The sequence below is a fragment of the Mesorhizobium sp. BH1-1-4 genome (assembly GCF_020165665.1).
Classification (GTDB): Bacteria; Pseudomonadota; Alphaproteobacteria; order Rhizobiales; family Rhizobiaceae; genus Mesorhizobium.
In genome coordinates, this window is the sequence record NZ_JAIUIN010000015.1 from 22,317 (window position 1) to 47,728 (window position 25,412).

At 63.2% G+C, this 25,412-nt stretch carries 22 protein-coding genes; 4 read left to right on the forward strand and 18 right to left on the reverse strand.

Features of this window, described 5'->3' with window-relative positions:
* Window positions 1–15: 15 nt before the first annotated feature.
* Window positions 16–1,233, forward strand: a complete 1,218-nt coding sequence (locus LB569_RS22175; protein WP_140704336.1) for an MFS transporter — start codon at window positions 16–18, stop codon at window positions 1,231–1,233.
* A 7-nt stretch (window positions 1,234–1,240) separates the two neighbouring features.
* Here LB569_RS22175 and LB569_RS22180 read toward each other — a convergent pair whose 3' ends face one another.
* The 14 genes from LB569_RS22180 to LB569_RS22245 all read right to left on the reverse strand — a co-directional run bounded on the left by LB569_RS22180 (window position 1,241) and on the right by LB569_RS22245 (window position 16,415).
* A complete protein-coding gene (locus LB569_RS22180; protein ID WP_140704334.1) occupies window positions 1,241–2,086 on the reverse strand; it encodes an EamA family transporter in 846 nt (281 codons plus the stop codon).
* Window positions 2,087–2,093: 7 nt separating this feature from the next.
* On the reverse strand, window positions 2,094–3,002 hold the full coding sequence (locus tag LB569_RS22185) for an endonuclease/exonuclease/phosphatase family protein (RefSeq protein WP_224694097.1): 909 nt from the start codon (window positions 3,000–3,002) through the stop codon (window positions 2,094–2,096).
* 116 nt (window positions 3,003–3,118) lie between these two features.
* Window positions 3,119–4,672 carry a cation:proton antiporter gene (locus tag LB569_RS22190; protein WP_224694098.1) on the reverse strand — a complete coding sequence of 518 codons (1,554 nt, stop codon included), beginning with the start codon at window positions 4,670–4,672 and terminating at the stop codon, window positions 3,119–3,121.
* Window positions 4,673–4,831: 159 nt separating this feature from the next.
* The gene (locus LB569_RS22195) at window positions 4,832–5,896 is read right to left on the reverse strand and encodes an ABC transporter ATP-binding protein (protein WP_224694099.1); all 1,065 of its coding nucleotides are present in this window, start codon (window positions 5,894–5,896) and stop codon (window positions 4,832–4,834) included.
* A gap of 29 nt (window positions 5,897–5,925) precedes the next feature.
* A complete protein-coding gene (locus tag LB569_RS22200; protein WP_224694100.1) occupies window positions 5,926–6,717 on the reverse strand; it encodes an ABC transporter permease in 792 nt (263 codons plus the stop codon).
* On the reverse strand, window positions 6,714–7,631 hold the full coding sequence (locus tag LB569_RS22205; protein WP_411970243.1) for an ABC transporter permease: 918 nt from the start codon (window positions 7,629–7,631) through the stop codon (window positions 6,714–6,716). Before LB569_RS22205 ends, LB569_RS22200 begins: the two co-directional genes overlap by 4 nt.
* 64 nt (window positions 7,632–7,695) lie before the next feature.
* A complete protein-coding gene (locus tag LB569_RS22210) occupies window positions 7,696–8,802 on the reverse strand; it encodes an ABC transporter substrate-binding protein (RefSeq protein WP_140704323.1) in 1,107 nt (368 codons plus the stop codon).
* A 243-nt stretch (window positions 8,803–9,045) separates the two neighbouring features.
* Window positions 9,046–10,218, reverse strand: coding sequence for an iron-containing alcohol dehydrogenase (locus tag LB569_RS22215; RefSeq protein ID WP_224694101.1), 1,173 nt, complete (start codon window positions 10,216–10,218; stop codon window positions 9,046–9,048).
* An 18-nt stretch (window positions 10,219–10,236) separates the two neighbouring features.
* The gene (locus tag LB569_RS22220; protein ID WP_224694102.1) at window positions 10,237–11,634 is read right to left on the reverse strand and encodes an aldehyde dehydrogenase family protein; all 1,398 of its coding nucleotides are present in this window, start codon (window positions 11,632–11,634) and stop codon (window positions 10,237–10,239) included.
* Entirely contained in the window at window positions 11,635–12,054 is a 420-nt protein-coding gene (locus LB569_RS22225; protein ID WP_140704319.1) for a type II toxin-antitoxin system VapC family toxin, read from the reverse strand.
* Window positions 12,051–12,476 carry a hypothetical protein gene (locus LB569_RS22230; protein ID WP_140704317.1) on the reverse strand — a complete coding sequence of 142 codons (426 nt, stop codon included), beginning with the start codon at window positions 12,474–12,476 and terminating at the stop codon, window positions 12,051–12,053. The genes LB569_RS22225 and LB569_RS22230 overlap by 4 nt, the downstream gene beginning before the upstream one ends.
* Before the next feature lie 83 nt (window positions 12,477–12,559).
* On the reverse strand, window positions 12,560–13,930 hold the full coding sequence (locus LB569_RS22235) for a glutamine synthetase family protein (protein WP_224694103.1): 1,371 nt from the start codon (window positions 13,928–13,930) through the stop codon (window positions 12,560–12,562).
* Window positions 13,931–14,017: 87 nt separating this feature from the next.
* Window positions 14,018–15,574, reverse strand: coding sequence for an amino acid permease (locus tag LB569_RS22240; protein WP_224539160.1), 1,557 nt, complete (start codon window positions 15,572–15,574; stop codon window positions 14,018–14,020).
* A 22-nt stretch (window positions 15,575–15,596) separates the two neighbouring features.
* Window positions 15,597–16,415: an N-formylglutamate amidohydrolase gene (locus LB569_RS22245; RefSeq protein ID WP_224694104.1), complete on the reverse strand. Its 819-nt coding sequence runs from the start codon at window positions 16,413–16,415 to the stop codon at window positions 15,597–15,599.
* A 143-nt stretch (window positions 16,416–16,558) separates the two neighbouring features.
* Between LB569_RS22245 and LB569_RS22250 the strand changes: the two genes are divergently transcribed.
* The 3 genes from LB569_RS22250 (at window position 16,559) to LB569_RS22260 (ending at window position 21,869) form a co-directional block, all read left to right on the forward strand.
* Window positions 16,559–17,386, forward strand: a complete 828-nt coding sequence (locus tag LB569_RS22250; protein WP_224694105.1) for a MurR/RpiR family transcriptional regulator — start codon at window positions 16,559–16,561, stop codon at window positions 17,384–17,386.
* 194 nt (window positions 17,387–17,580) lie between these two features.
* The gene (locus LB569_RS22255; RefSeq protein ID WP_224694106.1) at window positions 17,581–18,741 is read left to right on the forward strand and encodes an efflux RND transporter periplasmic adaptor subunit; all 1,161 of its coding nucleotides are present in this window, start codon (window positions 17,581–17,583) and stop codon (window positions 18,739–18,741) included.
* Window positions 18,738–21,869 carry an efflux RND transporter permease subunit gene (locus LB569_RS22260; RefSeq protein WP_224539168.1) on the forward strand — a complete coding sequence of 1,044 codons (3,132 nt, stop codon included), beginning with the start codon at window positions 18,738–18,740 and terminating at the stop codon, window positions 21,867–21,869. The genes LB569_RS22255 and LB569_RS22260 overlap by 4 nt, the downstream gene beginning before the upstream one ends.
* 107 nt (window positions 21,870–21,976) lie before the next feature.
* On the opposite strand, the gene LB569_RS22265 is transcribed toward LB569_RS22260, so the two are convergent.
* Genes LB569_RS22265 through LB569_RS22280 form a run of 4 tightly spaced genes read right to left on the reverse strand, consistent with a single transcriptional unit; the run spans window position 21,977 to window position 25,341 of the window.
* The gene (locus LB569_RS22265; protein WP_224539171.1) at window positions 21,977–22,387 is read right to left on the reverse strand and encodes a GtrA family protein; all 411 of its coding nucleotides are present in this window, start codon (window positions 22,385–22,387) and stop codon (window positions 21,977–21,979) included.
* Window positions 22,384–23,202, reverse strand: a complete 819-nt coding sequence (locus LB569_RS22270; RefSeq protein WP_224539173.1) for a ChbG/HpnK family deacetylase — start codon at window positions 23,200–23,202, stop codon at window positions 22,384–22,386. The genes LB569_RS22265 and LB569_RS22270 overlap by 4 nt, the downstream gene beginning before the upstream one ends.
* Window positions 23,199–24,182 carry a glycosyltransferase family 2 protein gene (locus tag LB569_RS22275; protein ID WP_224539175.1) on the reverse strand — a complete coding sequence of 328 codons (984 nt, stop codon included), beginning with the start codon at window positions 24,180–24,182 and terminating at the stop codon, window positions 23,199–23,201. The genes LB569_RS22270 and LB569_RS22275 overlap by 4 nt, the downstream gene beginning before the upstream one ends.
* A complete protein-coding gene (locus LB569_RS22280; RefSeq protein WP_224694107.1) occupies window positions 24,175–25,341 on the reverse strand; it encodes a glycosyltransferase 87 family protein in 1,167 nt (388 codons plus the stop codon). Before LB569_RS22280 ends, LB569_RS22275 begins: the two co-directional genes overlap by 8 nt.
* Window positions 25,342–25,412: the final 71 nt, after the last annotated feature.

The window sequence follows — 25,412 nt, forward strand, 5'->3', positions numbered from 1 at the left end:
CCAAAGGAGGACGCCTTGAATCTCACTGCAGCGCAGAAGAAAACCGTGCTGGCCTCGTTCCTGGGCTGGACCTTGGATGCGTTTGATTTCTTCCTCCTGACATTCCTGCTCACCGATATTGCGGCTGAATTCCAGACCGATGTCCCAGCAGTTTCCAAGGCACTGTTCCTGACCTTGGCGACACGCTTCATCGGCGCGTTCTTCTTCGGCATGCTCGCCGACAAATATGGGCGCAAGCCGATCCTCATGCTCAACATCGTCAGCTATTCGGTGATCGGGGCGCTCGCCGCCTTCTCGCCCAATCTTGGCATCTTCCTGGCGCTGCGCGCTTTGTTCGGCATCGCCATGGGCGGCGAATGGGGGCTTGGCTCCTCGCTCGCCATGGAATCCATTCCGCCCAGCGCTCGCGGCCTCGTCTCGGGCATCCTGCAATGCGGCTATCCGGCAGGTTACCTTCTGGCGGCAGTGGTTTACGGCCTGCTCTACCAGCAGACGATCGGCGGCTATACCGTCGGCTGGCGCGCCATGTTCCTGCTCTCCTTCATTCCGGCGTTGATCGTCCTCTTCATCCGCTCGCACGTGCCGGAGTCGCCGGCCTTCGTCGAGGCACGGAAACAGGCCCGGCCGGGGCTTCTGGAGACGCTGCAGAAGCACTGGGGCGTCGCGCTCTATGCCGTGGTGCTGATGATGTTCTTCAATTTCTTCAGCCACGGCACGCAGGATCTCTACCCGACTTTTCTGAAGAAGCAGCACGGCTTTGACCCGCATACGGTGAGTTGGATCACCATCGTCGCCAATATCGGCGCCATTGTCGGCGGCCTGGCCTTCGGCGCGCTGTCGGAGAAGATCGGTCGCGTCAACGCCATCACTTTGGCCTGCATCATCGCCCTGCCGGCGATCCCGCTATGGGCCTACAGTTCCACGCCCTTCATGCTGGCCGTCGGCGCCTTCGTCATGCAGGTCGCGGTCCAGGGCGCCTGGGGCGTCATCCCGGTGCATCTCAACGAGCTGTCGCCGGGCGCTGTGCGCGCGACCTTGCCCGGCTTCATCTACCAGGCCGGCAATCTCGCCGCTTCCTATGGCGGTCCCTATCAGGCGGGGATCGCCGAGGCAGCCGGCGGCAGCTACGGCTATGCGCTGGCCCTGTTCGCCGGCGTGGTCGCCGTCTGTATCATCGTCGTCATCCGCTTCAGTCCGGAGCGGCGCGGCCAGGTGATGACCGTGCTGGGTTGAGCTCGGATCACCCCAGCCGGAGTGCGATAACGCCGGCGACAATGCTGAGCGCGGCCGCACCGCGCCAGCCCGTCATCTTCTCGCCGAGCGCGTAGACCGAGATCATCATGGCGAACAGGATGGAGGTCTCGCGCAGCGACGCCACCGAGGCGATCGGCGCTTTGGTCATCGCCCACATCACGATCCAGTAGGCGGCACCGCTGAGCACGCCGGTGAACAGCCCGGTCTTCCAGTCGCGCGCCAACACTGGCAGCGCCTTGGGTCCCCGGAAAATGAGGCACAGCACCAACGCGCCAAGCGCATCGCAGATGAACAGCCAGGCGGCATAGCTCTGCGCCGTTGCCGCCAGCCGCGCGCCGCTGCCGTCGGACAGCGTGTAGCTGGCGATGAACACCGAGGTGCCGAAGGCAAAGCCGACGGCGCGCAGGTTCAGTTTCTCCAGATGCGCCCCGCCGCGAAACGACATCACCAGCGTGCCGGCCGACAACAGCAGGATGCCGACGATGGCGAGCGGCGCCGGCACCTCGGCGACGACGAACATGCCGCCAATCGCCGCCAGCAGCGGGGCCGTGCCGCGCGCCAACGGATAGGTCTGCGCGAAATCGCCAGCCTGATAGGCGCCGATCAGGAAGGTACGGTAGCCCATATGGAAGATCACCGAAGCGATGATGTAGGGCCAGACTTCCGCCTTCGGCACCTCGACGAAAGGCAGCACCACGAGGCCCGCGACCCCCATACCCAACGTCATCAGCGTGATCGACAGGAAGCGGTCGAGATGCACCTTGACCAGCGCGTTCCAGATCGCATGCATGGCGGCCGCGGCAAGCACGGCGAAGAAGACGAAAAGCGTCATACGGGTTTCATAGAACTCCCGGACCGAATGGCGTTTCGAGGTCGATGCCGACCCGGACCGGAAAGTGATCGGACGCCACCTCGCCGATGTCGGCGCCGATCGATTTCACCCGCCCCGCCAACATGCCGCCGACGAAGCAATGGTCGAGCCGGCGCCTTGCCAGCCTGCCGTCGATGATCTTCTCATGCGTGTGGAAGTCGCCAGCCGGCTCAACCGTCACGGCGGCGGCATCGACGAACCCGTCGACATACGCGGCACCCCGATGATAGGGCGTGCTGCCGACAATGCGGCGATACTCAGCGCTACCCGGCTCCATGTTGAAATCGCCCAGCCAGATCGCCGCCAGCGGGTTTTCCGGCTCCGGTTCTCCATGCGTCCAGTTGCGTGAAGGCTCGTCGTCCGCGCCGCTCCACGGTCCGCCTTCCGATGGCGCCCGGCGGTGCTCGGCCACGAGATAATCAATCTGCTCCAGCCGCTCTTCCGCAGCGATATGCGCGAGATGCAGCGAGAGCACCCTGATCGGCCCGGCCGGCGTGCGGATCATGCATTCGAGCGCGGCGTTGCGGGTGTTGAGCGGCCGCAGCGTGCGGCGCATCGGCAGCGCGTGGAGCCGCGACCAGGCGATCGGCAGCTTCGACAGCACCATGGTGCCGAACTGCCGGCGCCGATTGACCAGGCGGCCGTCCCGCCATTCGCTGGCGTCCATGTCGAAGGCCGGCCCATAGACCCAGTGATAGCCCGGCAGAAGGTCAGACAGGATTTCGGGTTGGTCGTCGAAATTGCTGCGCTGCCAGTGCCGCTCGACCTCCTGCAAGGCGATGATGTCGGCGCCGGCAATGATGCGCGCGGCGCGCGAAAGATCGTAGCGTCCGTCGCTGCCGAACCCGTACTGAATGTTGTAGCTGACGAGCTTCATTGCTTATCCGGCTCACTTCTCGGCGTTGGCAGTAACGGTTCGGTCGATTGCTTGCAATGTGCAGGAAGACGGACGGGGCTTGGGCCAGCAAGGCGATCGAAAGCAAGACTTGCCAACTAATCCGTGGTCAGCGGCTGGAAGCGCCCGGCCGGCGATGCGGCCAGTTCCGCCCAATCGATCTCTTCCTCCAGCCGGTGATAGGCTTCGTCGCCGATCGTGCCGTTGCTGCGCAATTCCTCGAGCGTGTCACGCTGGCGGTTGATGGCGTATAGCCGCAGCCGGTCATATTCGGTTGCCGCCTGCGCGTCTTCTGGGTTCTCAGCGATCAGCCGCTGCGCTTCGTACTGCTCGCGCACAACAGCCGCGGCTGACGACGTCTTGCGGCTCAACACATCAAGGGCGGCCTGCATGATGGCAACGCGCGCCTGGGCCACCTCACGGTCTATCGTCGTGTCGCGTTCGAAGGCGAGTATATGAAGCAATGGCTTCAAGGTCATGCCTTGCAGCACAAGCGTGCCGAGCACCACAGCGAAGGCGGCAAGCACGATTGGATCGCGGCCCGGGAAGTCGGCCGGCAGGGCAATCGCCACCACCAGCGTCACCAGCCCCCGCATGCCGCACCAGCCGACGAGCACGCCCCCGCGAAATGTCGGCGCTTCTCGCTTTCTGTCTTCGCCGCCGAAGCGGGCGAACCATCGGATGATCGCAACGTAACTGGCCACCCAGACGAGACGCGCGACGATGACGACGACCAGCACCGTCGCGGCAAAGAGAAAGGCGTCACCCTGCCCGTCGCCGGAAAGCCTGCCGACGATCGATCGCGCCTGCAGGCCCATCAGCACGAAAGCCAGCACGTTGAGCACGAAGACGGCTGACTCCCACACCGAATAGGTGCTGACGCGTCTTCTTGCCGACATGCGGCGCGGCGCCCTGCGCGCAAGGGTGATGGCATAGACGACAATGGTGATGATGGCGGAAAGACCGAGCCTGTCGGCCAGGATCCACACGCCGAATGTCCCCGCGAACTGCACCACGGTGCTGCTGGCGGCATCGTCGATCCGGGTGAGGGTCAGCAGCGAGACGCGGCCAAACACGTAACCCGCGACAAGGCTCCCTACGGTTGACAGCAATATCGTCGGAATGGCGTTGCTCAGCATGATCGAGCCGAGCGCTGCCGAAACCGCCAGCCGGTAGATCAGCAGCGCCGTGGCATCGTTGAGCAGGCTCTCGCCCTGCAGGATGGCGGTGATGCGGTGCGGCACCTTGAACTGGCTGAGCACGGCCGATGCCGCCACGGCATCCGGCGGCGCCACGATGGCGCCAAGCGCGATCGCCGCCGCGATCGGCAGTCCGGCCATCTTCCAGCCGACGAAGGCAACCACGAGCGTGGTGAAGACCACGGCGCCGAGCGCCAGCAGCACCAGCGACAACCTGTAGCGCTTCAGGTCGCGCAGCGAGGTGTCATAGGCGGCGTCGAGAAGCACTGGCGCGATGAACAGGGCAAGCGCCAGTTCCGGATCGATCTCGATCGTCGGCGCACCAGGCACGAAGGCAATCGCGACACCGGCCAGGGCCAGCAGGGACGGATAGGGTATCTCCAGCCGACGCGACAGTGCCGTCAGCGCGACGGCGGTCAAAAGCAGGACAAGGGTGAGTTCGAAAAGGGCCATGCTCTATCGTAGCCGTCGAACGAGGCGATTGGCAGTACCAAAGTCATGGCCATGAAACCGCAAGGCGACACGTCTGGCACGGCCGTGTCGCCGCGGACAGCACGAAAAATCCTGGCGGCTGAAGGACCCGTTTGGCCGCGCCAACCGACCGTGGAATAGCTAATGCAGCACCAGCATGTCGCTCGACGAGAACGAAATCTCGGCCTTCTCGCCGACGGCGGGCGGCGGGGTGGCGGAGTTGTTGAAGGTGTCGAGCGAGACCGTGTTGTTGCCGATGCCGACGCGGACCCGGATCACCGAACCGAGGAAATGCACTTCGGAAATCTCCCCGGTCAGCCGGGAATCATGGCCGGGCTGGCTGCCAAGCGAAATCGCCTCCGGCCGCAGCGCCAGCGACAGCGTATCGCCGGACTTCGAGCCGTTGAGCTTGCCCTTGAGCGAGACTTGCTGCGTGTTGACCTGCACCGTGCCGGATGCGGCATCGGTGACCTTGCCTTCGAGCACGTTGAGCGTGCCGACGAAATTGGCGACGAACTTGGTCGCCGGCCGGTTGTAGATCTCGAACGGCGTGGCGACCTGCTCGGCCTTGCCGCCATACATGACGGCGATGCGGTCGGAGATCGACAGCGCCTCTTCCTGGTCATGGGTGACGAAGATGGTGGTGATGCCGAGCTTCTTCTGGATCGAGCGGATTTCCTCGCGCAGCGACACGCGAACCTTGGCGTCGAGAGCCGACAGCGGCTCGTCGAGCAGCAGGAGTTTTGGCTTCGGTGCGATCGCTCGCGCCAAGGCAATACGCTGCTGCTGGCCGCCGGAGAGCTGGTAGGGATAGCGATCCGCCATCTGCGGCAGCTTGATCATGTCGAGCATCTCGGCGACGCGCTTGTCGGCGTCGGCCTTCGGCATGCCGGCAACCTTCAGTCCGAAAGCGATGTTCTGCGCCACGGTGAGGTTCGGGAACAGCGCATAGGCCTGGAAAACCATGCCGACATTGCGCTGGTTGGGCTTCAACCGCGTGATGTCCTTGCCGGCGACGACGATCTTGCCGGCCGAGGGCTCCTCGAAGCCGGCGACCATGCGCAGCACCGTCGTCTTGCCGCAACCGGACGGTCCGAGGAACGAAACGAACTCGCCCGGCTCGACGTCGAGGCTGAAATCCTGCACCACGGTGTTGGGACCGTAGGACTTTCGCACATGCTGGATGGACAGGAATGGCTCGGCCATGGCTTTTCTCTCAGGTCAATGCTTTTCGATCAATTCGGGCGGTTCGCCGATTTCGGCGCGAAGCGGGACAGGATCTGGATCAGCGACATGCAGCCCCAGGTAATGGCGAAGGCGATGATGGCAAGGGCTGCCGGCTCATAGGCGCGGTTGGCGCCGATATTCTGCAAATACGGGCCGAAGGCCGGCCGGTTGAGCAGGCTGGCCATGGTGAACTCGCCGATGACGATGGCAAAGGTCAGGAACGCGCCCGACAGCACGGCGATCAGCACATTGGGCAGGATCACCCGGCCGATGATCGTGCCCCAGCCGGCGCCCAGGATCTGCGCCGCTTCCGTCAGCGTGCGCACATCGATGGTGCGCAGGCCGGTATCGACGGCACGATACATATAGGGCAGAGCCAGTGTCGCATAACCGATGACCAGCAGGGCGTTGGCACCCGTATTGCTGCCCAGGAACGGCAGCGGTGAATTCGATCCGTACATCCTGATATAGCCGAAAACGATGACGATGGCCGGAATGACCAGCGGCAACAGCGTGATGAATTCGACGATCGGCCTGAGCTGCGGCAGACGCAGCCGGATCCAATAGGCGGCCGGCACGACGATCAGCACGCCGAGGATGATGGTGAAGATGGCCGCGACCACGGAATACAGGAAGGTCGACTGGAAGCGCGCGTCGCCCAGCACGATCTGGTAGGCGTCGAAGGAATGCACGCCGCGCCGCATGCGCAGCGAGAATTCGACCGTCGCCATCAGCGGAATGAAGAAATAGGCCGCGCCGACAATGAAGACGACCCAAGCCCAGAATTTGCCCGACTTCATTTGAGCCACCTTTCGGACCGGGTCCGGAACCAGATGTAGAAGACGTTGGCCAGGCCCGTGATGACAATCATGCCGAAGGCGATGGCATAGCCGAGTTGCGGGTTGTGCAGCACGTCGCCATTGATCTGCGAGTAGAGTTTGATGGGGACGATGTTGAGCGCCGGGCCGGCAAACGCATAGGCAGTGGCGATGGCGCCGAAGGCATTGGCGAACAGAAGGATGACGGTGCCGAGAAAGCTCGGCCAGATCACCGGGATGACCACCATGCGCCAGTACTGCCATTGAGTGGCCCCAAGCGTGGCGGCCGCCTCGCCCCATTCCTTTTTCAAGCCATCGATGGCCGGCACGATGATGACCACCATCAGCGGAATCTGGAAGAACAGATAGACCGCGATCAGCCCCGACGTGGTTAGGAAATTGAAGCCCATCGCGTAGATGTTGATATTGAGAACGTCGCGCAAAAGCGTTGTGACGATGCCGACGCGGCCAAGGGTGGCCAGGAACGCGAAAGCCAGCGGCAAGCCGGCGAAATTCGAGGCGACGCCCGAAAAAGTCAGGGTCGCGGAACGTGTCCAGTTCGGCAGCCCGCCGCGCACGATGGCGATGGCAATGGCAAGCCCGGCAAAGGCGCCGATGATGGCCGACCAGAAACTGATCTTGATCGAGACCCAATAGGAGCTGCTGATCGACGGATCGCTTAGCAGTTGCAGGATATTGTCCAGGGTGAACGAGCCGTCACTACGCTGGAATGCGCCCACGACGAGATAAATCGTCGGCAGGATCAGGAACATCAGGGCGAAGATGAAGAAGGGCGCCACCCCAATCCACTGCGTCGGCAGACGGAAAGCGGTCGCCTCGTTCGGCGGCGCGGGCCTGGTGGCAAGTGCCTGATTTGAAAGCGTAAGATCGGTCATGCGCCGGCTACCGTCTTCGAGGGGAAGCCGGGCGGCCTCGCGGCCGCCCGGTGGATTTCAAACCTTACTTGACGTTGGCGCCGACAACGGCGTCCCAGTTCTTGCTGATGACTTCCTTGGCCTTGCCCTGCTCTTCGAGCGTCGGGAAGGCGGCCGAGGCATAGGATTCCGCCGGCGGCAGCTTGGCCAGCACGTCCGCCGGGATCTTGCCGTTCTTGGCGAGGTCGTTGAAGCGGATGGGGTGGCAATAGCCCTTCAGCCAGCCGATCTGGCCTTCGTCGGAATAGAGATATTCCATCCAGAGCTTGGCTGCGTTCGGATGCGGCGCGAAGGCGCTGATGGCCTGCACGTAGACACCGGCAACGACGCCGGTCTTCGGCACGATGACGTCGACGGGCGGATTGCCCTTCAGCGTATCGCGGCCAGCAAGCGCGTTGTAATCCCAGTTGATCAGGATCGGGGTCTGTCCCTGGGCAAGCGTTGCCGGCTTCCCGACGACCGGGACGAAATTGCCGGCGGCGTTGAGCTTCTTGAAGAAGTCGAGGCCGGCGGTGCCGGCGGCTTCACCAGCGGCGGCGCCCGACGACAGGCCAGCGGCATACACCGCCTGGATGGCCTGGTTCGAAGCGCGCGGATCACCGGCAACGGCGACCGCGTTGGCGAATTCCGGCTTCAGGAGATCGGCCCAGTCCTTCGGCGATTCCTTGATCAGGTCCTTGTTCACCATGAACGACAGCACGCCGTAATAGTCGCCGTACCAGGCGCCGTCGGCATCCTTGGCGCTGTCCGGGATCGAGTCCCAGGTCGACACCTTGTAAGGCATCAGCAGGCCGTCGGCCTTGGCGGTCGGGCCGAAGGAGAGGCCGACGTCGATGACGTCGGGAGCCTGCGGGCCCTTGTTGTCCTTGTTGGCCTTGATCGCCTCGACTTCGTCGCCGGAACCGGCGTCGGGGTTGAGTTCGTTGATGGTGATTTCCGGATACTTCGCCTTGAAACCGGCGATGACGTCGCCATAACCGCACCAGTCATGCGGCAAAGCGATGGTCGTGAGCTGGCCTTCAGCCTTCGCGGCCTTGACGAGATCGTCCAGCGAAGCCGCGGACGAAATCACCGACGACACCATAAGGGTCGCGGCCGAAAGGGAAAGCACCTTCCCCGTGAATTTGAACATGTGTTCTCTCCGTTGAACTGGCGCCGTTGGACGCCTGCGATGCGGTATCGTTTTCGTGTGACAGCCAGATGAAAGCTTTGTGAAACCAGCCGCCAGCAGCGCGAAAAGTTAACTCTTTTTAACCGGCTGTAGCAATTAGCCATCACTTAATTTTCCGGCTAATCATTAATCCGCCCGTCTTTCGCCCCTTCCCCTTTCCTTTCCCCTCGTTTTCCGATCAAGTTTCGCGTCCCGGGAGCGGCCTCAGACCGTCCCGGCGATAGCGTTTTCGAGCAGTGTCAGTGCCGCCTTCTTGGTCAGCTTGACCGGGTTGCCGCTAGCCGTCGGATCGACCACCGCCATGTCGGCGATCAGCGCCTTGCGCTTCTTGTCCATGTCGAGCCCCTTGATCAGGCCCGGCAGCGCGTGCGGCACCTTCAGTTCCTTGCGCAGCTTGATAACAGCCTTGGCGAAGCCGTCGAAGCCGCCCTTGATGCCGCAATAGGCGGCGAGCCGGCCAATGCGCTCCTCGATGGAGTCGCGGTTGAAGGCGAGCACATACGGCATGAACACGGCGTTTGTCATGCCGTGATGGGTGTCATAGAGCGCGCCGATCGGGTGCGACAGCGAGTGAATGGCGCCCAACCCCTTCTGGAAGGCCGTGGCGCCCATTGCCGCCGCGCTCATCATATGGGCGCGAGCGACAAGGTCCTTGCCGTTGGCAAAGGCCTTCGGCAGATTCTCGAACACCAGCCGCACACCTTCCACGGCAATGCCATCAGCCATCGGATGGTAGCCAGGCGCGCAATAGGCTTCCAGGCAGTGCGCCAGCGCGTCCATGCCGGTGCCGGCGGTGATGAAGCCCGGCATGCCGACCGACAGTTCGGGATCGGCGATGACGATGGCCGGCAGAAGCTTGGGATGGAAGATGACCTTCTTGGTGTGGGTTTCCTCGTTGGTGATGACCCCGGCGCGGCCGACTTCCGACCCGGTGCCGGCCGTGGTCGGCACCGCGATGATCGGGGCGATGGCGTCGGAATTGGCGCGCGTCCACCAGTCGCCGACATCCTCGAAATCCCACACCGGCCTGACCTGCCCGGCCTGGAAGGCGATCAGCTTGCCGAGATCGAGCGCGGAACCGCCGCCGAAAGCGATGACGCCGTCATGCTTACCCTTCTTGAACACGGCGATACCGGCGGTGAGGTTCGACTCGACGGGGTTCGGCCTCACCTCGGAAAACACCCCATAGGGAACCTTGGCATCGTCGAGGATTTTCAGCGTCGAGGCCACGACCGGCAGTTTCGCCAGGCCCGGATCGGTGACGAACAGCGGCCGCTTGATGCCGGTGGCAGCCAGCACCTCGGGCAGTTCCTTGATGCGCCCGGCGCCGAAGCGGACAGTGGTGGGATAGTTCCATTTGGAGATCAGCTTTGACATTTTTTGTCTTTCGAAAAATCAGATGGTTTCGCGCAGGTGGAAGGATTTCGGCCGGGTCAGATTGTCGTAGCCCAGCGCCGAGAGTGCTACGCCCTTGCCGGTGTCCTTAACGCCGGTCCACACCAGCGCCGGATCGAGATAGTCGCAACGGTTCATGAACACCGTTCCGGTCTCGACGCGATCGCCGATCGCCACCGCGTGCTCGGTGTCGCGCGTCCAGATCGAGGCCGTCAGCCCATAGGGGCTGTCATTCATCAGCGCGATCGCCTCCTCGTCGTTGCGCACCTTCATGATGCCGACGATCGGGCCGAAGTTTTCCTCGCGCATGACGCTCATCTGGTGGTCGACTTCGGTCAGCACCTCGGGCGCCAGATAGGGCGAGCCTGCTTTGTCGTTTTCGACCCTCATGTTGATATGCGCCTTGGCACCCTTGCGCAGCGCTTCGGCCTTCTGTTCGCGGATCAGGTCGGCGAAGCGCGCCTGCGCCATCGGCCCCATCGTCATCGCCTGCTCGAGCGGATTGCCGACGACATAGTTCCTGGTCTCGGCGATGAAGCCCTCGACGAACTCGTCATAGACCTTCTCGTGCACATAGACGCGTTCGATGCCGCAGCAGCACTGGCCGGAATTGAAGAACGCTCCGTCGACCAGATTGGCGACCGCGTGATCCATCTTGGCGTCGGGCAGCACATAGGCCGGATCCTTGCCGCCAAGCTCGAGGCCGAGCGTCATGAAGGTGCCCGCCGCCGCCTTCTCGATGGCGCGGCCGCCGGCGACAGAGCCGGTGAAGTTGACATGGTCGATCTTGCCGGAACCCAGCAGTTTTTCGGTCTGGGCGTGGTTGAGAACGACGTTCTGGAACACGCCCTTGGGCAGGCCGGCCTTGTCGAAGGCCTGGGCGAAGCGCTCGCCGACCAGCAGCGTCTGCGCGGCATGTTTCAGGATGACGGCGTTGCCGGCCATCAGCGCGGGCACGATGGTGTTGACGGCGGTCAGATAAGGATAGTTCCACGGCGCGATCACCATGACCACGCCGAGCGGATCCTTCTTCACATAGCGGCGGAAGCCGTCCTTGGGGTTGGAGGCCGGCACGGACTTCAGCGCCTGCTCGGCAATCTCGACCATATAGTTGGTGCGTTCCTTGACGCCGCCGAACTCGCCGCCATAGCGCACCGGCCGTCCCATCTGCCAGGCGATCTCGGGCACGATCTCATCTGTCATCGCGACCAGCGCTTCCAGCATCGCCAGCATGTATTTGCCGCGTTCGACGATCGGCGTCCGCGCCCATTTCTCTTGCGCCGCCTTGGCCCGTTCGACCGCGGCATTGATCGCCTGGTCCGTCGCGATCGGACGTTCGGCATAGATCGAGCCGTCGATGGGGGATTTGAGTTTTACGGTTTCCAAAAGATGCTCCATTTAGCAGGCTAATGCACGCAGATGGCCATTGCGGCTGTAGCGAAGGATGGGCTCGTCTCGCGTCACAAGAACCATGTCCAAAGCCCTTGCAGTGGCAATCAGTATTCGATCCATGGGATCGCCATGAGGCGAACCTGGCAAGTTGGAAGACGCAATCAGAATGGCCGGCGAAATCGCGCAGAGTTTTGCCGACATGCGCTCTATGAATCGCTCTACGAAATCGAGCGGCGCTATGGGCAAGTTAAGCCGGCCCTTGGCCACACCGATGCCGATCTCCCATGCAGACATCGGCGAGAGGTAGAGGCGGCCATCATAGGCCGCGTCCGAAATCTGCTGACTTGCCTGAGGATCGATTTTGCTGTCGTTGGCGATGAATATCACCGCGCACGTGTCCAGAAGCAGGCCCGGCTCTTCACTCATTTGCGCATCACGTGTTTGTCATGCTGAGTTTCACCGCCCAGATAGCCCCGATCCCAAGGCTCGTCATCGAACGGTTTGGTGACATCAAACCCCGCCTCGATTGCTATCAAGCCCTTCATGAAACCAAATCCAGGGTGACGGTGTGTACGCACCGCGGGTGCGCCGTCACCAGTCGGCATCTTGCGAACGCGGCGAAAGACAAGCTTGCCAGTGCCTACGTTGACGGATTCGGTTTCGAACCCAGCCTCGAGCCACTCCCTAGTCATGGGGTTGTTGCTCGGATTGTTGCTCCACCACGCAGGGTATTGCTTGGATGCAGGCAACGGCAGACTAAGCACACTCTCGATCTCATCGAATGACATAGGAATACGGTCGGCATTCTGGGCGACCAGAAATTCCTTCAGCGGCGCATATTTGGACATTGCGAACTCCTCAACAATTGCAGTTTGCAGCCTTCACGTGGGCCACTTTAACCAAATTGTCAACATTAAAGCTGCATTAAGCTTTAATACCGCTCGAATCCCCTGTGCAGTTCCCAATCCGTAATGCGGCGGTCGTATTCGAACTGCTCCCACTTCGCCGTGTGGACATAATGTTCGAGCACGTCCTCGCCGAGCGCCTGCTTCAGCATCTTCGACCTGGCCAGCGTTTCGGTGGCATCGCGCAGGGTCTTCGGGATCTCGGGCAGGCGCGATGCCTGGTAGGCATCGCCGACGAAGGGCTTCTGCAACTCCAGCTTCTCGTCGATGCCGGCGAGGCCAGCCGCGATCAGTGCGGCGAAAGCAAGATAGGGGTTCAAGTCGGCGCCGCCGATGCGGCATTCCATGCGGATGCCCTTTGTGCCTTCGCCGCACAGGCGGAAGCCGGCGGTGCGGTTGTCCTCGCTCCACATGATCTTGGTCGGCGCGAAGGTGCCGGCCTGGAAGCGCTTGTAGGAATTGATGTAGGGCGCCAGGAACCAGGTGAACTCCTTGGCGTATTTCAACTGCCCGGCCGCCCATTGCTGGCCGAGCGTCGACAAGGTCCATTCAGCCTTTTTGTCGAAGAAGAGCGGCGTCTTGCCGTCGGCGCTCCACAGCGAATTGTGGATGTGGCTGGAATTGCCGGCGAGCCCATAATTGTATTTGGACATGAAGGAGATCGCCTTGCCTTCGGACTCGGCGATTTCCTTGGCGCCGTTCTTCAGGATGACGTGGCGGTCGGCCATGTCGAGCGCTTCGGCATAGCGCACATTGATCTCTTCCTGGCCCGGGCCCCACTCGCCCTTGGAATTCTCGATCGGGATGCCGGCCGCTTCCATCTCGTTGCGAAGCCGGCGCATGACGCCTTCTTCCTTGGTGGTGATGCCGATCTGATAATCGCCGATATAGGGCGACGCGGTGTCGAGACCTTGCCAGTGCTTCTTTCGGGCGGAATCGTAGGTCTCGTTGAACAAATAGAATTCGAGCTCGGAAGCGAAATAGCCGATATAGCCACGCTCCTGCAGCCGCTTGACCTGCTTCTTCAGGATGGCGCGCGGCGAGTGCGGCAGGTCGTCATGCGTGTGGTGGTCGAGCACGTCGCAGATCACCAGCGCCGTCTTTTCCAGCCAGGGGATGCGCCGCAGGGTGGCGAGGTCCGGCTTCATGACGAAGTCGCCATAGCCTTTCGACCAGCTTGCCGCCTTGTAGCCCGGCACCGGCTCCATATCGATGTCGGCCGCCAGCAGATAGTTGCAGCCATGCGTTTCGTCATGCGCGGAATCGACGAAATAGTGCGCCAGGAACCGCTTTCCCGCCAACCGGCCCTGCATGTCGACGATACAGGCCAGCACCGTGTCGATCTCGCCATTGGAGACCGCTTTCTTCAACTGATCGAACGAGAAATTTCCGGCCATTCCTGTGGCACTCCAGTGCTTGGTCGTTGAAAGGGAAAACCCCAACCATGCCGGCACGATGCCGGCCATGGTTGGTGATGCTTGACGTCAGTGGCCGGTTTCGCCGACCGCCTGCTCTGCTGCCTTGATCGCCGCCTGACGCGCGGCGATGATGTCGCCCAGCGGCGGCCCCTGGAAGCGGTTGCGTTCGAAGGCGAACCAGACGATCGCCGTCAGGATGAAGAAGCCGACGGTGATGTAAAGCGCCCAGTCGTTCGGCGGCTGGATGCCGATGATGAAGATGAGGATCATCGACACGATCGACAGGAAGCCGAACAGCATGAACACGCCGCGCCCCAGATTCCATGGCCCCATCTTGTCCCATTTCGGCGTTCCCCAGGCCAGCATGCCGAGCACGATCGGCACGATGAAGGAGAGGAACAGGAAGATGACGGTGCAGGACACCACGATGGTATAAGCCGAGGTACCAGCGACCGAAACCAGCGTCGAGCCCCAGACGAACAGCACCGACAGGATCGAGGCCGTCCAGATCGCCGCCACCGGCGTGCGGTAGGTCGGACTGACCTTGGCGAGCGCCGAGGAGCCCGGCAGGCCGCCGTCACGCGAGAAGGCGAAGATCATGCGCGAAGCCGAGGTCACCGTGGCGAGACCGCACAGCAGCTGCGCGATGAACACGACGAGATAGACGAACTCCTTGAGGCCGGGGCTGACGCGCTGGTCGAAGGCCCAGAAGAACACGTTCCAGCCCTGCTTGGCGGCGTCGTCCATGTTGGGGATCATCAGCACGAAAGCAGCCAGGAACAGATAGCCGAACAGTGCCGACCAGATCACCGACATGACCATGGCGCGCGGCACCGAGGAAGCCGCCTTGATGGTTTCCTCGGAGGTGTGCGCCGAAGCGTCGTAGCCGGTGATCGTGTAGATCGGCAGCAAGAGCCCGAGCGCGAACACCCAGGCGTTCGAAACCTGCGGCCAGACCCCGCCGCCGGCATCGCCGGAGTAATTGTGGAACGTAAACAGCCGGCTGAAATCCCAATGTTCCGCCGAGATCAGGCAGACCACCGCGATCAGGATCGCACCGAAGAAGATCAGGTAGCCCGAAAAATCGGTGAGTTTCGCCGTCAGCTTGATGCCTAAATGGTTGATCAGGGCTTGGGCGCCGGTGATGACGACCAGGAAGATCATCTGGTTGGTCAGCGTGCCCTCGATGCCGAGCGCCGGCCCGAAAGCGCCGACGAAGAACGTCCAGGTGCCGACATTGATGGCGCCGAGAACGGTGATCAGGCCGAGCAGGTTGAGCCAGGCGGTCACCCAGCCTGTGCCGCGATTGCCGAGGATCGAGCCCCAGTGATAGAGGCCGCCGGCCGTCGGATAGGCCGAGCTGATCTGCGACATGGCGACGGCGAAGGTCAACGAGATGAAACAGCCGACCAGCCAGCCGATGCCGATGCCAATGCCGCCGGCACCGGAGGTTGCCTGAGCCAGCGAATTGATGCCACCCGACAGGATGCAGATGATGGAGAAGGAAACCGCGAAGTTCGAAAAGCGGCTGAGACGCCGCTCCAGTTCCTGGGCGTAGCCCATGCTGTGGAGGGCCTTTACGTCCTCCGCCTTGTCAACGTCTGTGTAACCCGGTGCTGCCATTGGAAGTCCCCTGTTTTGATTCTCAGCTGGCCGATTGGACTGACTTTCTGACTGAATGCGATCTGGGCCGCGTGGCCTCCTCTGGTTCCAGATCCGAAAAAATGCCGGTGAGCAGATCCGCCCATTTCCGCTGCCCGGTTTCGCCGGAGATTTCATCGTTGCGGATTTCGATCATCGCGCAGGGCAAGCCGCGCGAACGCGCGTGCCGCTCCAGCGTGAAATAGACGCGGTCGGCGGGCGAATAGGGTTCGTTGACCCCGACCTTGACCCCGGCAAGCCGTTGCAGCGCCGAAATCAGCGGCTTCGCCAACCTGCGGTCTTCATCATGGATGATGCCGATATGCCAGGGCCGGTTGTGGCCCTTGTAGACCGGCGTGAAGGAATGGACGGAAACCAGCCGCGTCTCCTGGCCGCGCGCCAGCCGGTCTTCGACAATGCGCTCGATGGTGCCATGAAACGGCTGCCAGGACAGGGCGACCCGCGCCGCGCGCTGTTTTTCCGACAGACCGGTATTGCCCGGTATCGCTGTGGTTTCGCTGACCGACGGCACCAGGTCCGGCGCGTCGAGCGGCCGGTTGCAGTCGATCACCAATCGCGAAACGCGGGTCTCGACCAGCGTCGCATCGAGCGCCCGCGCCATGCGCAGCGCAACCGGCAGCGCGCCGGGATCCCAGGCGATGTGACGCGACAGGTCCTCGGCGGCGAGGCCGAGCGTGCCGAATTCGGCCGGCAGGAAATTGGAAGCGTGGTCGCAGGTCAGGATGAAAGGGCTTGATCCGCCGAGGTTGGTCACCCTCACGGTATCAGACGATGCAAGGCTGGCGGGCCGTGCTTTCTCCATAGTCTGCCGTCCCCGGGGAGCGCTGTATCGTATGTTACGTATTTTGCCTCATTGCGTCCCTACGGATGATTTCATACAGTTTGTCCGGCTTTGTCAAATGCGATCTGGGGAAAAGACCGTCGGCGAGCCAAAGGTGGGGAACGATGATATTCAGCATTGCCGAATTGATCGCCGACCGCATCGGCGCGATGCCCGCTGGTGAGCGGCGGGCGGCCCAAACGCTGATCGCCAGCTATCCGTTGATCGGCTTGAAGACGGTCGCCGAATTCTCGGCCGCGGCCGGCGTCTCCTCGCCGACGATCCTGCGCTTCGTTGCCCGGCTCGGATTCCAGAATTATTCCGAGTTCCAGTCGAGCCTGCAGGACGAATTGGCGGCGCAATTGCAGTCGCCCGCGATCCGTACACTCAATCCGCCCGCGCCCGCCGGCGGCAGCGCCTCGCCGATGCTGGAAGCCACGCTCGACAATATGCGCGAGACCTTCCGCCATCTCTCCGACAAGCAACTCGCCGACATCGCCGCGCGGCTTGCCGAGCGGCGCGGCAAGACCTTCCTGATCGGCGGTCGTTTTACCGACCCGCTGGCGCGCTACATGGCCGCCCATCTCGCCGTCATCCAGCCCGATGTGTTTCATCTCGCCGGACAGGAAAGCATGTGGCGCGACAGGCTGATCGACATGGGCAAGCGCGACGTGCTGGTGATCTTCGACATCAGGCGCTACCAGGACAGCCTCGTCCGCTTCGCGGAGAAGGCGCATCAGCGTGGCGTCCAGATCGTGCTGTTCACCGATCAGTGGTTGTCGCCCATCGCCCGCTTTGCCCGCCATGTCATCGCCGGGCGCACCGCTGTGCCTTCCGCATGGGATTCCTCGGCGGCACTGTTCGTCGTCGCCGAAACGCTGATCGGGGCCGTCACCCTGCAGCTCGAGGCCGACGGCGCACGGCGCATCCGCGAGATGGAGGGCCTGCGATAGGCCGATGCCAGCCAATCGAGTCCGCCTCAACCGGATGTCCGGCTTCACGTTACCGAGATTTAATGTGCACGATTGCGTGATAATTGCCATAAACCGCTGATATTCGGTGTGGCGTGGCCGGATCTTGCCGCCGCCCGCATCGTCGCTGTGCCGCTCCTTTGGGAATGGCTGACGATTCCTGAACCGGAGTATCGATGCGGACCTGGAAGCAAATTGCCGTTGCGCTTGTGATCGTGGTCGCCGCCGCGGCTGCGTGGGCGCGCTTTTATCCCGGAGCGCCGGAAGTGCTGGCGCGCTGGGGGATGGATTGGGCCTACGCGGCGACGCCCCCGGCCGGGAGCGGTGCGACCGACGCGAAACAGGCTGGCAATCGCAATGGCGCCCGCCCGGTGAACGTCGTCGCCTTGCCTGCCGTTTCGGCTGTTATCAACGACCGCCTGCAGGCCATCGGCACCGGCCGCGCCAACGCCTCGGTGACCGTCAATCCCTACAGCTCCGGCCGCCTCGCCGAACTGCTGGTCGACTCCGGCAGCCATGTCGACAAGGGACAAATTATCGCCACGCTCGATTCCGAAACGGAGATCATCGCCCAGGACCGCGCCAAGCTCGCCTTGCAGGACGCGCAGGCCAAGCTCGACCGCGTCAAGTCGCTGCGCGCCTCCAACGCCGCGACCCCGGTCGCGGTCGCTGACGCCGAAGTGGTGTTGGCGGGCGCCAGGCTGGCGCTTCAGGACGCCGAGCTCGCGCTGCAGCGCCGCTCGATCCTGGCCCCCATCGCCGGTACGGTCGGCATCCTGCCGATCTCGGCCGGCAACTATGTAACCAACCAATCGGCGATCGCCACCCTCGATGACCGCTCCTCCATCCTGGTCGATTTCCAGGTGCCCGAACGTTTTGCCGCCGCCATCAAGGTCGGGGCGCAATTGACGGCGACGCCGATCGCCAATCCGAGCAATGCCTATACCGGGACGGTCTGGGCCATCGACAACCACATCGACGAAAAGAGCCGCACGCTTCTGGTCAAGGCCAAGATCGCCAACCCCGCCGATTCCCTGCGCGCCGGCATGTCCTTCGGCATCACCATGAAATTCCCCGGTGAGACCTATCCGGCCGTCAGCCCGCTGGCGATCCTGTGGGGATCGGACGGCGCCTATGTCTGGCAGGTCGAGGACGGCAAGACCAGGCGCGTGCCGGTGCGCATCATCCAGCGCAACACCGAGACGGTGCTGATCGACGCAGAGATCGACAGCGGCGACATGGTGGTCACCGAAGGCACCCAGAGCGTCAGCGAGGGCGGCGAGGTCCGCATCGCCGGCCAGAAGCCTCCTGCCGCGAACGCCGTGGAAGGCTCATGACCGGCACCGTCAACGCCGCCAGCGATACCGGCTTCACCGCCCTGTTCATCCGCAGGCCGGTCATGGCTTTCGTGCTGAACACCCTTATCGCCGTTGCCGGCCTCGCCGCCTTCTACGGTGTCGAGATCCGCGAACTGCCCGACGTCGATCGCGCCGTCGTCACCGTGTCCACCACTTTCAATGGCGCGGCCGCCGAAACCGTCGACCGCGAATTGACCGACACGATCGAGGGCGCCGTCGCCCGCGTCTCCGGCGTCAAGTCGATCTCGTCCTCCTCCTCTTTCGGCTCGAGCCGCGTCACCATCGAGTTCAACGACGGCGTCGATCTCAACGTCGCGGCCTCGGACGTGCGCGACGCGGTTGGCCGTGTCGCCAACCAGATGCCGGATACCGCGGATCCGCCGCGCATCGTCAAGGCCGACGCCAATTCCGACGCGGTGATGCGCCTGGCGGTGACATCGGACAGCATGTCGATCCAGGACATGACGGTGGTGGTCCAGGACCAGATCGAGGATGAACTGGCCGCCGTGCCCGGCGTCGCCGACGTCCAGGTCTATGGCGACCGCGACAAGATCTTCCGCATCGATGTCGACCAGAACAAGCTCGCCAGCCTCGGCTTCACGGTCGCGGATCTTCGGGCAGCGCTTGCCTCGGTTGCCTTCGATTCCCCGGCCGGCTCGATCACCACGACCAACCAGGACCTGATCGTGCGCACGACGGCTGACGTGACCACGCCCGCCGAATTCGAAAACATCATCATCGGCGGCACAACGCGCATCCGCGATGTCGCCACCGTCACGCTCGGCCCCGATGTCGGCCAGACCGCGCTGCGTTCGGACGGCAAGACCGGCATCGGGCTCGGCATCATCCGCCAGGCGGAATCGAACACGCTGGACATATCGACCGGCGTGCAGGCCGCCGTCGCCAAGCTGCAGCAGAACCTGCCCGAGGGCATGTCGATCAAGATCACCAGCGACGACGCGGTCTTCGTCAAGGGCGCGGTGCACGAGGTCGAGATCGCGCTCGGCCTGTCGGTCACCATGGTGCTGATCGTGATCTATGTCTTCCTGCTCGACTGGCGTGCCACGCTCATCCCGGGCCTGTCGATGCCGGTCGCCATGATCGGCACCATAGCCGCCATCTATCTGGCCGGTTTCTCGGTCAACATCCTGACGCTGCTCGCCTTGGTGCTGGCCACCGGACTTGTCGTCGACGACGCCATCGTGGTGTTGGAAAACATTGTGCGACGGCGCAACGAGGGCATGGGGCCGCGCGCGGCCGCCGTGCTCGGCGCGCAGGAAGTGTTCTTCGCCGTCGTCGCCACGACGCTGACGCTGGTCGCCGTCTTCGTGCCGATCTCGTTCCTGCCTGGACAGACCGGCGGCCTGTTCCGCGAATTCGGCTTCGTGCTGGCCATGTCGGTGCTTCTGTCCTGCGTGGTGGCGCTGACGCTTTGCCCAATGCTTGCCTCGCGCATGCTGACCGGCGCATCGCTTCAGCACGAAGGCGGCCATGGCATCGGTGCGCGCATCGGCGGCGTCCTCAATGCCGGCTACAAGCGCGCGCTCCATGCATGTCTCGACGCGCCTTGGATCGTGGTTCTTGTCGCGGCGCTGTTTGCCGGCATTGCCTTCAGCCTGTTCGGCACGATCCGCCAGGAGCTGACTCCAACCGAGGATCGTGCGGCCGTGCTGTTGCGCATCAACGCCCCGCAAGGCGTCAGCCTCGACTACACGACGCAGCAGATGCAGAAGATCGAGCGGCTGATCCAGCCGATGCGCGATTCCGGCGAGATCCGCTCGACCTTCGAGAACGCCGGCCAGAACGGCTCCTACAATTCGGGCTTCATGGTGATGACGCTTGCGCCGTGGGACGAGCGCAGCCGCAGCCAGCAGGAGATCATGGCCGAGATCAGCCAGCTGACGAGGCAGGTGCCCAGCGTGCGCATCTTCCCGGTCCAGCCCAACAGTCTCGGCATCCGTGGCGCCGGCAACGGCCTGCAATTCGCGCTGGTCGGCAACGATCGCAAGGCGCTCGGCGACGCGGCCGTCAAGATCATCGCCGAGATGCAGAAGGATCAGCGCTTCCAGACGCCGCGCCTGTCGATCGACCCGACGCAGCCGCAGCTGGCCGTGGCCATCGACCGTGAGCGCGCTTCCGATCTCGGCATCGACATCACGGGTCTCGCCAACACCATGCAAGCCATGCTCGACGGCAACGACGTCGTCGATGTCTACATCGCCGACCGCAGCTACGGGGTGAAGCTTGTCTCGACCACCAATCCGATCAACGACCCGACCGATCTGGAAAATGTCTTCCTGAAGACGGCTGACGGCCGTTTCGTGCCGATGTCAACGATTGCCACGCTGACCGAACGTGCCGTGCCGCCGTCGCTGTCGCGCGAGCAGCAGCAGCCGTCGGTAGCCATCACCTCCAATCTGTCAGGCAATTTCGCGCTCGGCGATGCGCTGGCGCGCGCCGAGCAAATTGCCACGCCGCTGCTGCCGCCGGGCAGCCGTATCCTGCCGCTGGCCGAAGCCGCGACCTTGGGCGAAACAAACAGCGCCATGGTCACCATCTTCGGCTTCGCGCTGGTCATCATCCTTTTGGTGCTGGCCGCCCAGTTCGAGAGCTTCGTCAGCGCCGTCATCATCATGGCCACGGTGCCGCTCGGGCTTGCCTGCGCGATCTTCGCGCTGCTCTTGTCCGGCACCAGCCTCAACGCCTACAGCCAGATCGGCCTCGTGCTCCTGGTCGGCGTCATGGCCAAGAACGGCATCCTGATCGTCGAATTCGCCAACCAGCTGCGCGATCGCGGCCTCGGCGTGCGCGAAGCGATCGAGCAGGCCTCCACCATCCGCCTGCGGCCGGTTATGATGACGATGATCTGCACCATCCTTGGCGGTGTGCCGCTTGTGCTGGCCGCCGGTGCGGGCGCCGAGGCGCGCGTGGCGCTGGGCTGGGTGATCGTTGGCGGGCTTGGCCTGGCCACCATCTCGACGCTGTTCCTGACGCCGGTCGCCTATCTCCTGCTGGGCCGCTTCGTCACGCCCAAGACCCATGAGGAGGCGCGGCTGAAGCGCGAACTCGAGGAAGCCGCCTACACCAATATCGAGCCGGCGGAATAGAGCAGTTCCAGGAAAAGTGTATGACGGTTTCCGTCCGGAATTGCGTGAAAACAACGGGTTAAAGTGGCTCAGCGATGCCACCAAACGCTGAACCTCTCTAGTGATAGCTACTTCACCAGCCGGCCCTCGATCGACCAGCGCGCGGCGAGGAAGTTCAGTACCGCCGCCACGATGACCCCGCCGATCTTTGCCGGCCACACGCCGGCGATGCCGGAAAAGAGCGCGATCGACAGGCTGGAGACACCGAGCGAAATCAGCGCCCCGAGCGAGACGAACCGCAGGAACGCATCATGCAGCCGGATGGCCTGATTGCGCTCGAACGACCAGAAGCCATTGACCACGAAAGAGAAGACGACGGCGATCGACCACGAGATGACATTGGCGGGCAGCGGCGGGAGGTGCAGCTTGAGCAGCAGGAAAAAGCTGGCAAAGTCGATGGCTGCATTCGCCAGTCCGACAAGCGCGAAACGGACGATCTTGCTGCCGGTCGAACGCCGGGGTTGGTCACTGCTGCTCATCCCATGCCGTCCATGATCTCGACACCGGCGCGGGCCAGGCGCGCGCCGAACGCATCGGAGGCCAGCACATCGAATTCCACTTCGCGCACGCCCTGCATCGGATCGCGCGCGCGCAGCGTTTCGTCGACATGGCCGGGGTGGCACATGAACAGTCCATGCTCCGGCAGCGCGTCGACCGCGGCCTCCAGCACCGGGCGGAATTTGTCGGGTTGCCGCCAGTCATAGATGCCGGCGAGTGGCTTCCAGACCGCAAAGCCGGCGTGCTGCATCGATTGGTTGAAACCGGCGGCGACAGCGGCGATTGCCGCGATTTTCGCTGCGACGGCGGCATCGCCCAGCGCCGGGGCGCCGCGCAGCATCGGCCTGTCGGCGGCCTCGGGAAAACGCGAACGCAGCCATCCGCGCACGACGGGCAGGAAATGCACGTGCTGATGACCGTCGATGAAGTCGGGCTCGCGGCCCAGCGCCTCGACGAAACGGCTGAACTGCGCGTCGAGTTCGGCATGGACGTCGCGCGCGTCGATCCGGCCGCGCAAGACCGGCAAGGCCAGGGAACGAAGCGGCGGCAAGTGGCCCTTTGGCGCCAGGCTCGATTTGCCTGTGATGGCCGGCTGGTCGGTCAGCGTCAGATGCAGCCCGATCGCGGCGCGGCCGCATAGCGGCTTTATGCGCGCCGCCGCATCAGGCCATTCCGGAAAGCCGGTCATGCAACTGGTGCCGGTCAGGCGTCCACGGTCGAGCAGATCGAGAATTCCGGCGCAAACCCCTGGCGCCAGCCCGTAATCGTCGGCGATCAGGCGAATGCGCCGCGTCATCCGCGGGACGCGCCTGGGGCGCCGTCCGAAACGTTGCTGCGCACCACATCGCGCACCAGATAGACAGGGCGGTCCTTGCTCTCCGACAGCGTGACCCAGACATATTCGCCGATCAAGCCGAGCAAGGTGAGATTGAGGCCGCCGAGCAGCACAACGGCGACCATCAGGCTGGGATAGCCAGGCACGGCAATGCCATAGAACATCACCTCGAAGAACACTTTGGCGCCGTAAACAATGCCCGCCAGCGCCGCCAGCATCCCGCTCAAGCTGATAATGCGCAGCGGGATGACGGAAAACGACGTAAAGCCTTCCAGCGAAAAGGCGATCAGGTTGAGCCGGCTCCATTTCGACTTGCCGATGGCGCGGTTTTCCGGCGAATAGGGTATGGCTTTCTGACGGAAACCGGCCCAGGCGAACAGGCCCTTGTTGAAGCGCCGCTTGTCACGCAAACTCGTCAAAGCGCGCGCAACGGTACCGCGCATGACGCGAAAGTCACCCGCGTTCTCCGGAATGTCGAAACGTTGGCTGCTGTTGATCAGGCTATAGAACAGCTTCGCTAGCTGGCTGCGCCGCCAACTCGCCTCGCGCCGGTCGTTCTGCGCGTAGACGACGTCGATCTCGGGGTCGTCGACCAGTTCGGCGATCATCTTCAGGCTGATGTCCATGGAATGCTGCAGATCGGAATCCATGATCAGCACCATGTCGCCGCGCGACTGGTCGAGTCCGGCGAGCACCGCGACCTCCTTGCCGAAATTGCGGCTGAGGCGAACGATCTCCCAAGATCCCGACAGGGCGCGGGAAAATCGCTCGGCCCCGTCGTCGCGGCTGCCGTCATCGACCAGGATCTTGTGGACCGCCATGCCGAAACGGCTCGATACCGCTTCCTCGAGCCTGTCGAGCAGTGCGGCGAAGGCAGACGCCGATTGCGCCTCGTTGAAGAAAGGCGCGACGATATCGAGTTTCTGACGCAACTCAGCCATGGGCGACGGGTCCGACATTCACCGCCTTTTCGCGCGCCTTGGCCCAGAACCACCAGATCAGCGAACAGGCGATGAAGGTGACCGCGAGCGGCCGGAACCAAGGGTAGAAGAAATCATGCATGTGACGCTCGACGCCGGTCAAACCCGTGAGGAACAATACCGTCGCCAGCACCGAGGCCAGGACGCCGCCACGCTCGTCCCGCCACAGTGTGGCAATAGCGAGGCCGGCGGGCACGGCGATCATGGCATAGGTGTTGGGCTCGACGCGCGGATTGAACACGCACATGTAGAAGGCTGCCGTCAGGAAGATCGCCAGTCCGGCCATTCCAGGCTGGAGCTTGCGGTCGAACCAGAGGACGGTCGATAGCGTAAGCAGTGCCACGACGACACGCACGGTCGTCGCGGCGAATTCAGGCATGGGCAGTCCCGCCGAGGTGAAGGGCGCCGTGAAGTCGGTGGGGACAAAGTGGCTTGATTTGTCGAGGCCCATCGAAGTCAGCATGCGGGCGAAATCGCCATATTGCGCGTTGAGGTAGGAAGCTGGTGCGAACGCATAGGGCACGGCAAGCACGAACAGCACCGATAGCACCAGCACGGCTATCAGCCGCGGGCGCAGAGCCCCCACCAACAAAAGCATGATGATAGCGGTCGGTTTGGCAATGATGGCGACCGAAGCCCAGAAGAAGGTCTCGGCGCGACGCCCTTCGAGCGCCGACAGAGTGAGAAGCCAGCAGGCACCGGTCAGGAGGATCGTCGCCTGGCCGTTGCGGATCGCGCCCAGCGCCATCGGCAAGGCAAGGAAGAGACCGTAAGAAAGCAACCAGGTCGATTCGCCGCCGCCAAGCTTGCGTACCTGCCGCATCGCCGCGAAGGTGAGCACGGCAAAGCCCATCACGTGCCAAATCAGCCCGCCGAGATAAGATCCGAGCTTCGCCACCGGAACGTAAAGCGCGGCGAAGGCGGGCGCGTAGAGATATCCCATTTCGGATTGGAGATTGTAGAGCGGCCGCCCATTCAGGAATGCGTCGCTGCCATATGTGTAGGCTGCCATCACGGTGCGGGTGTGGGGCGACCACAGGACCATGGCGAGAACGACCAGGAATGCCCCGATCCAAAGGCCCAGCCCCAAACGGTCGAAAACCGGCTTGGAAATCGTCATCAATAAACCCCGCACGCCAATGGGGAAGACGCCTCAGCCTCGTCCCGGCATTCGATGGCGGCGGCATATCA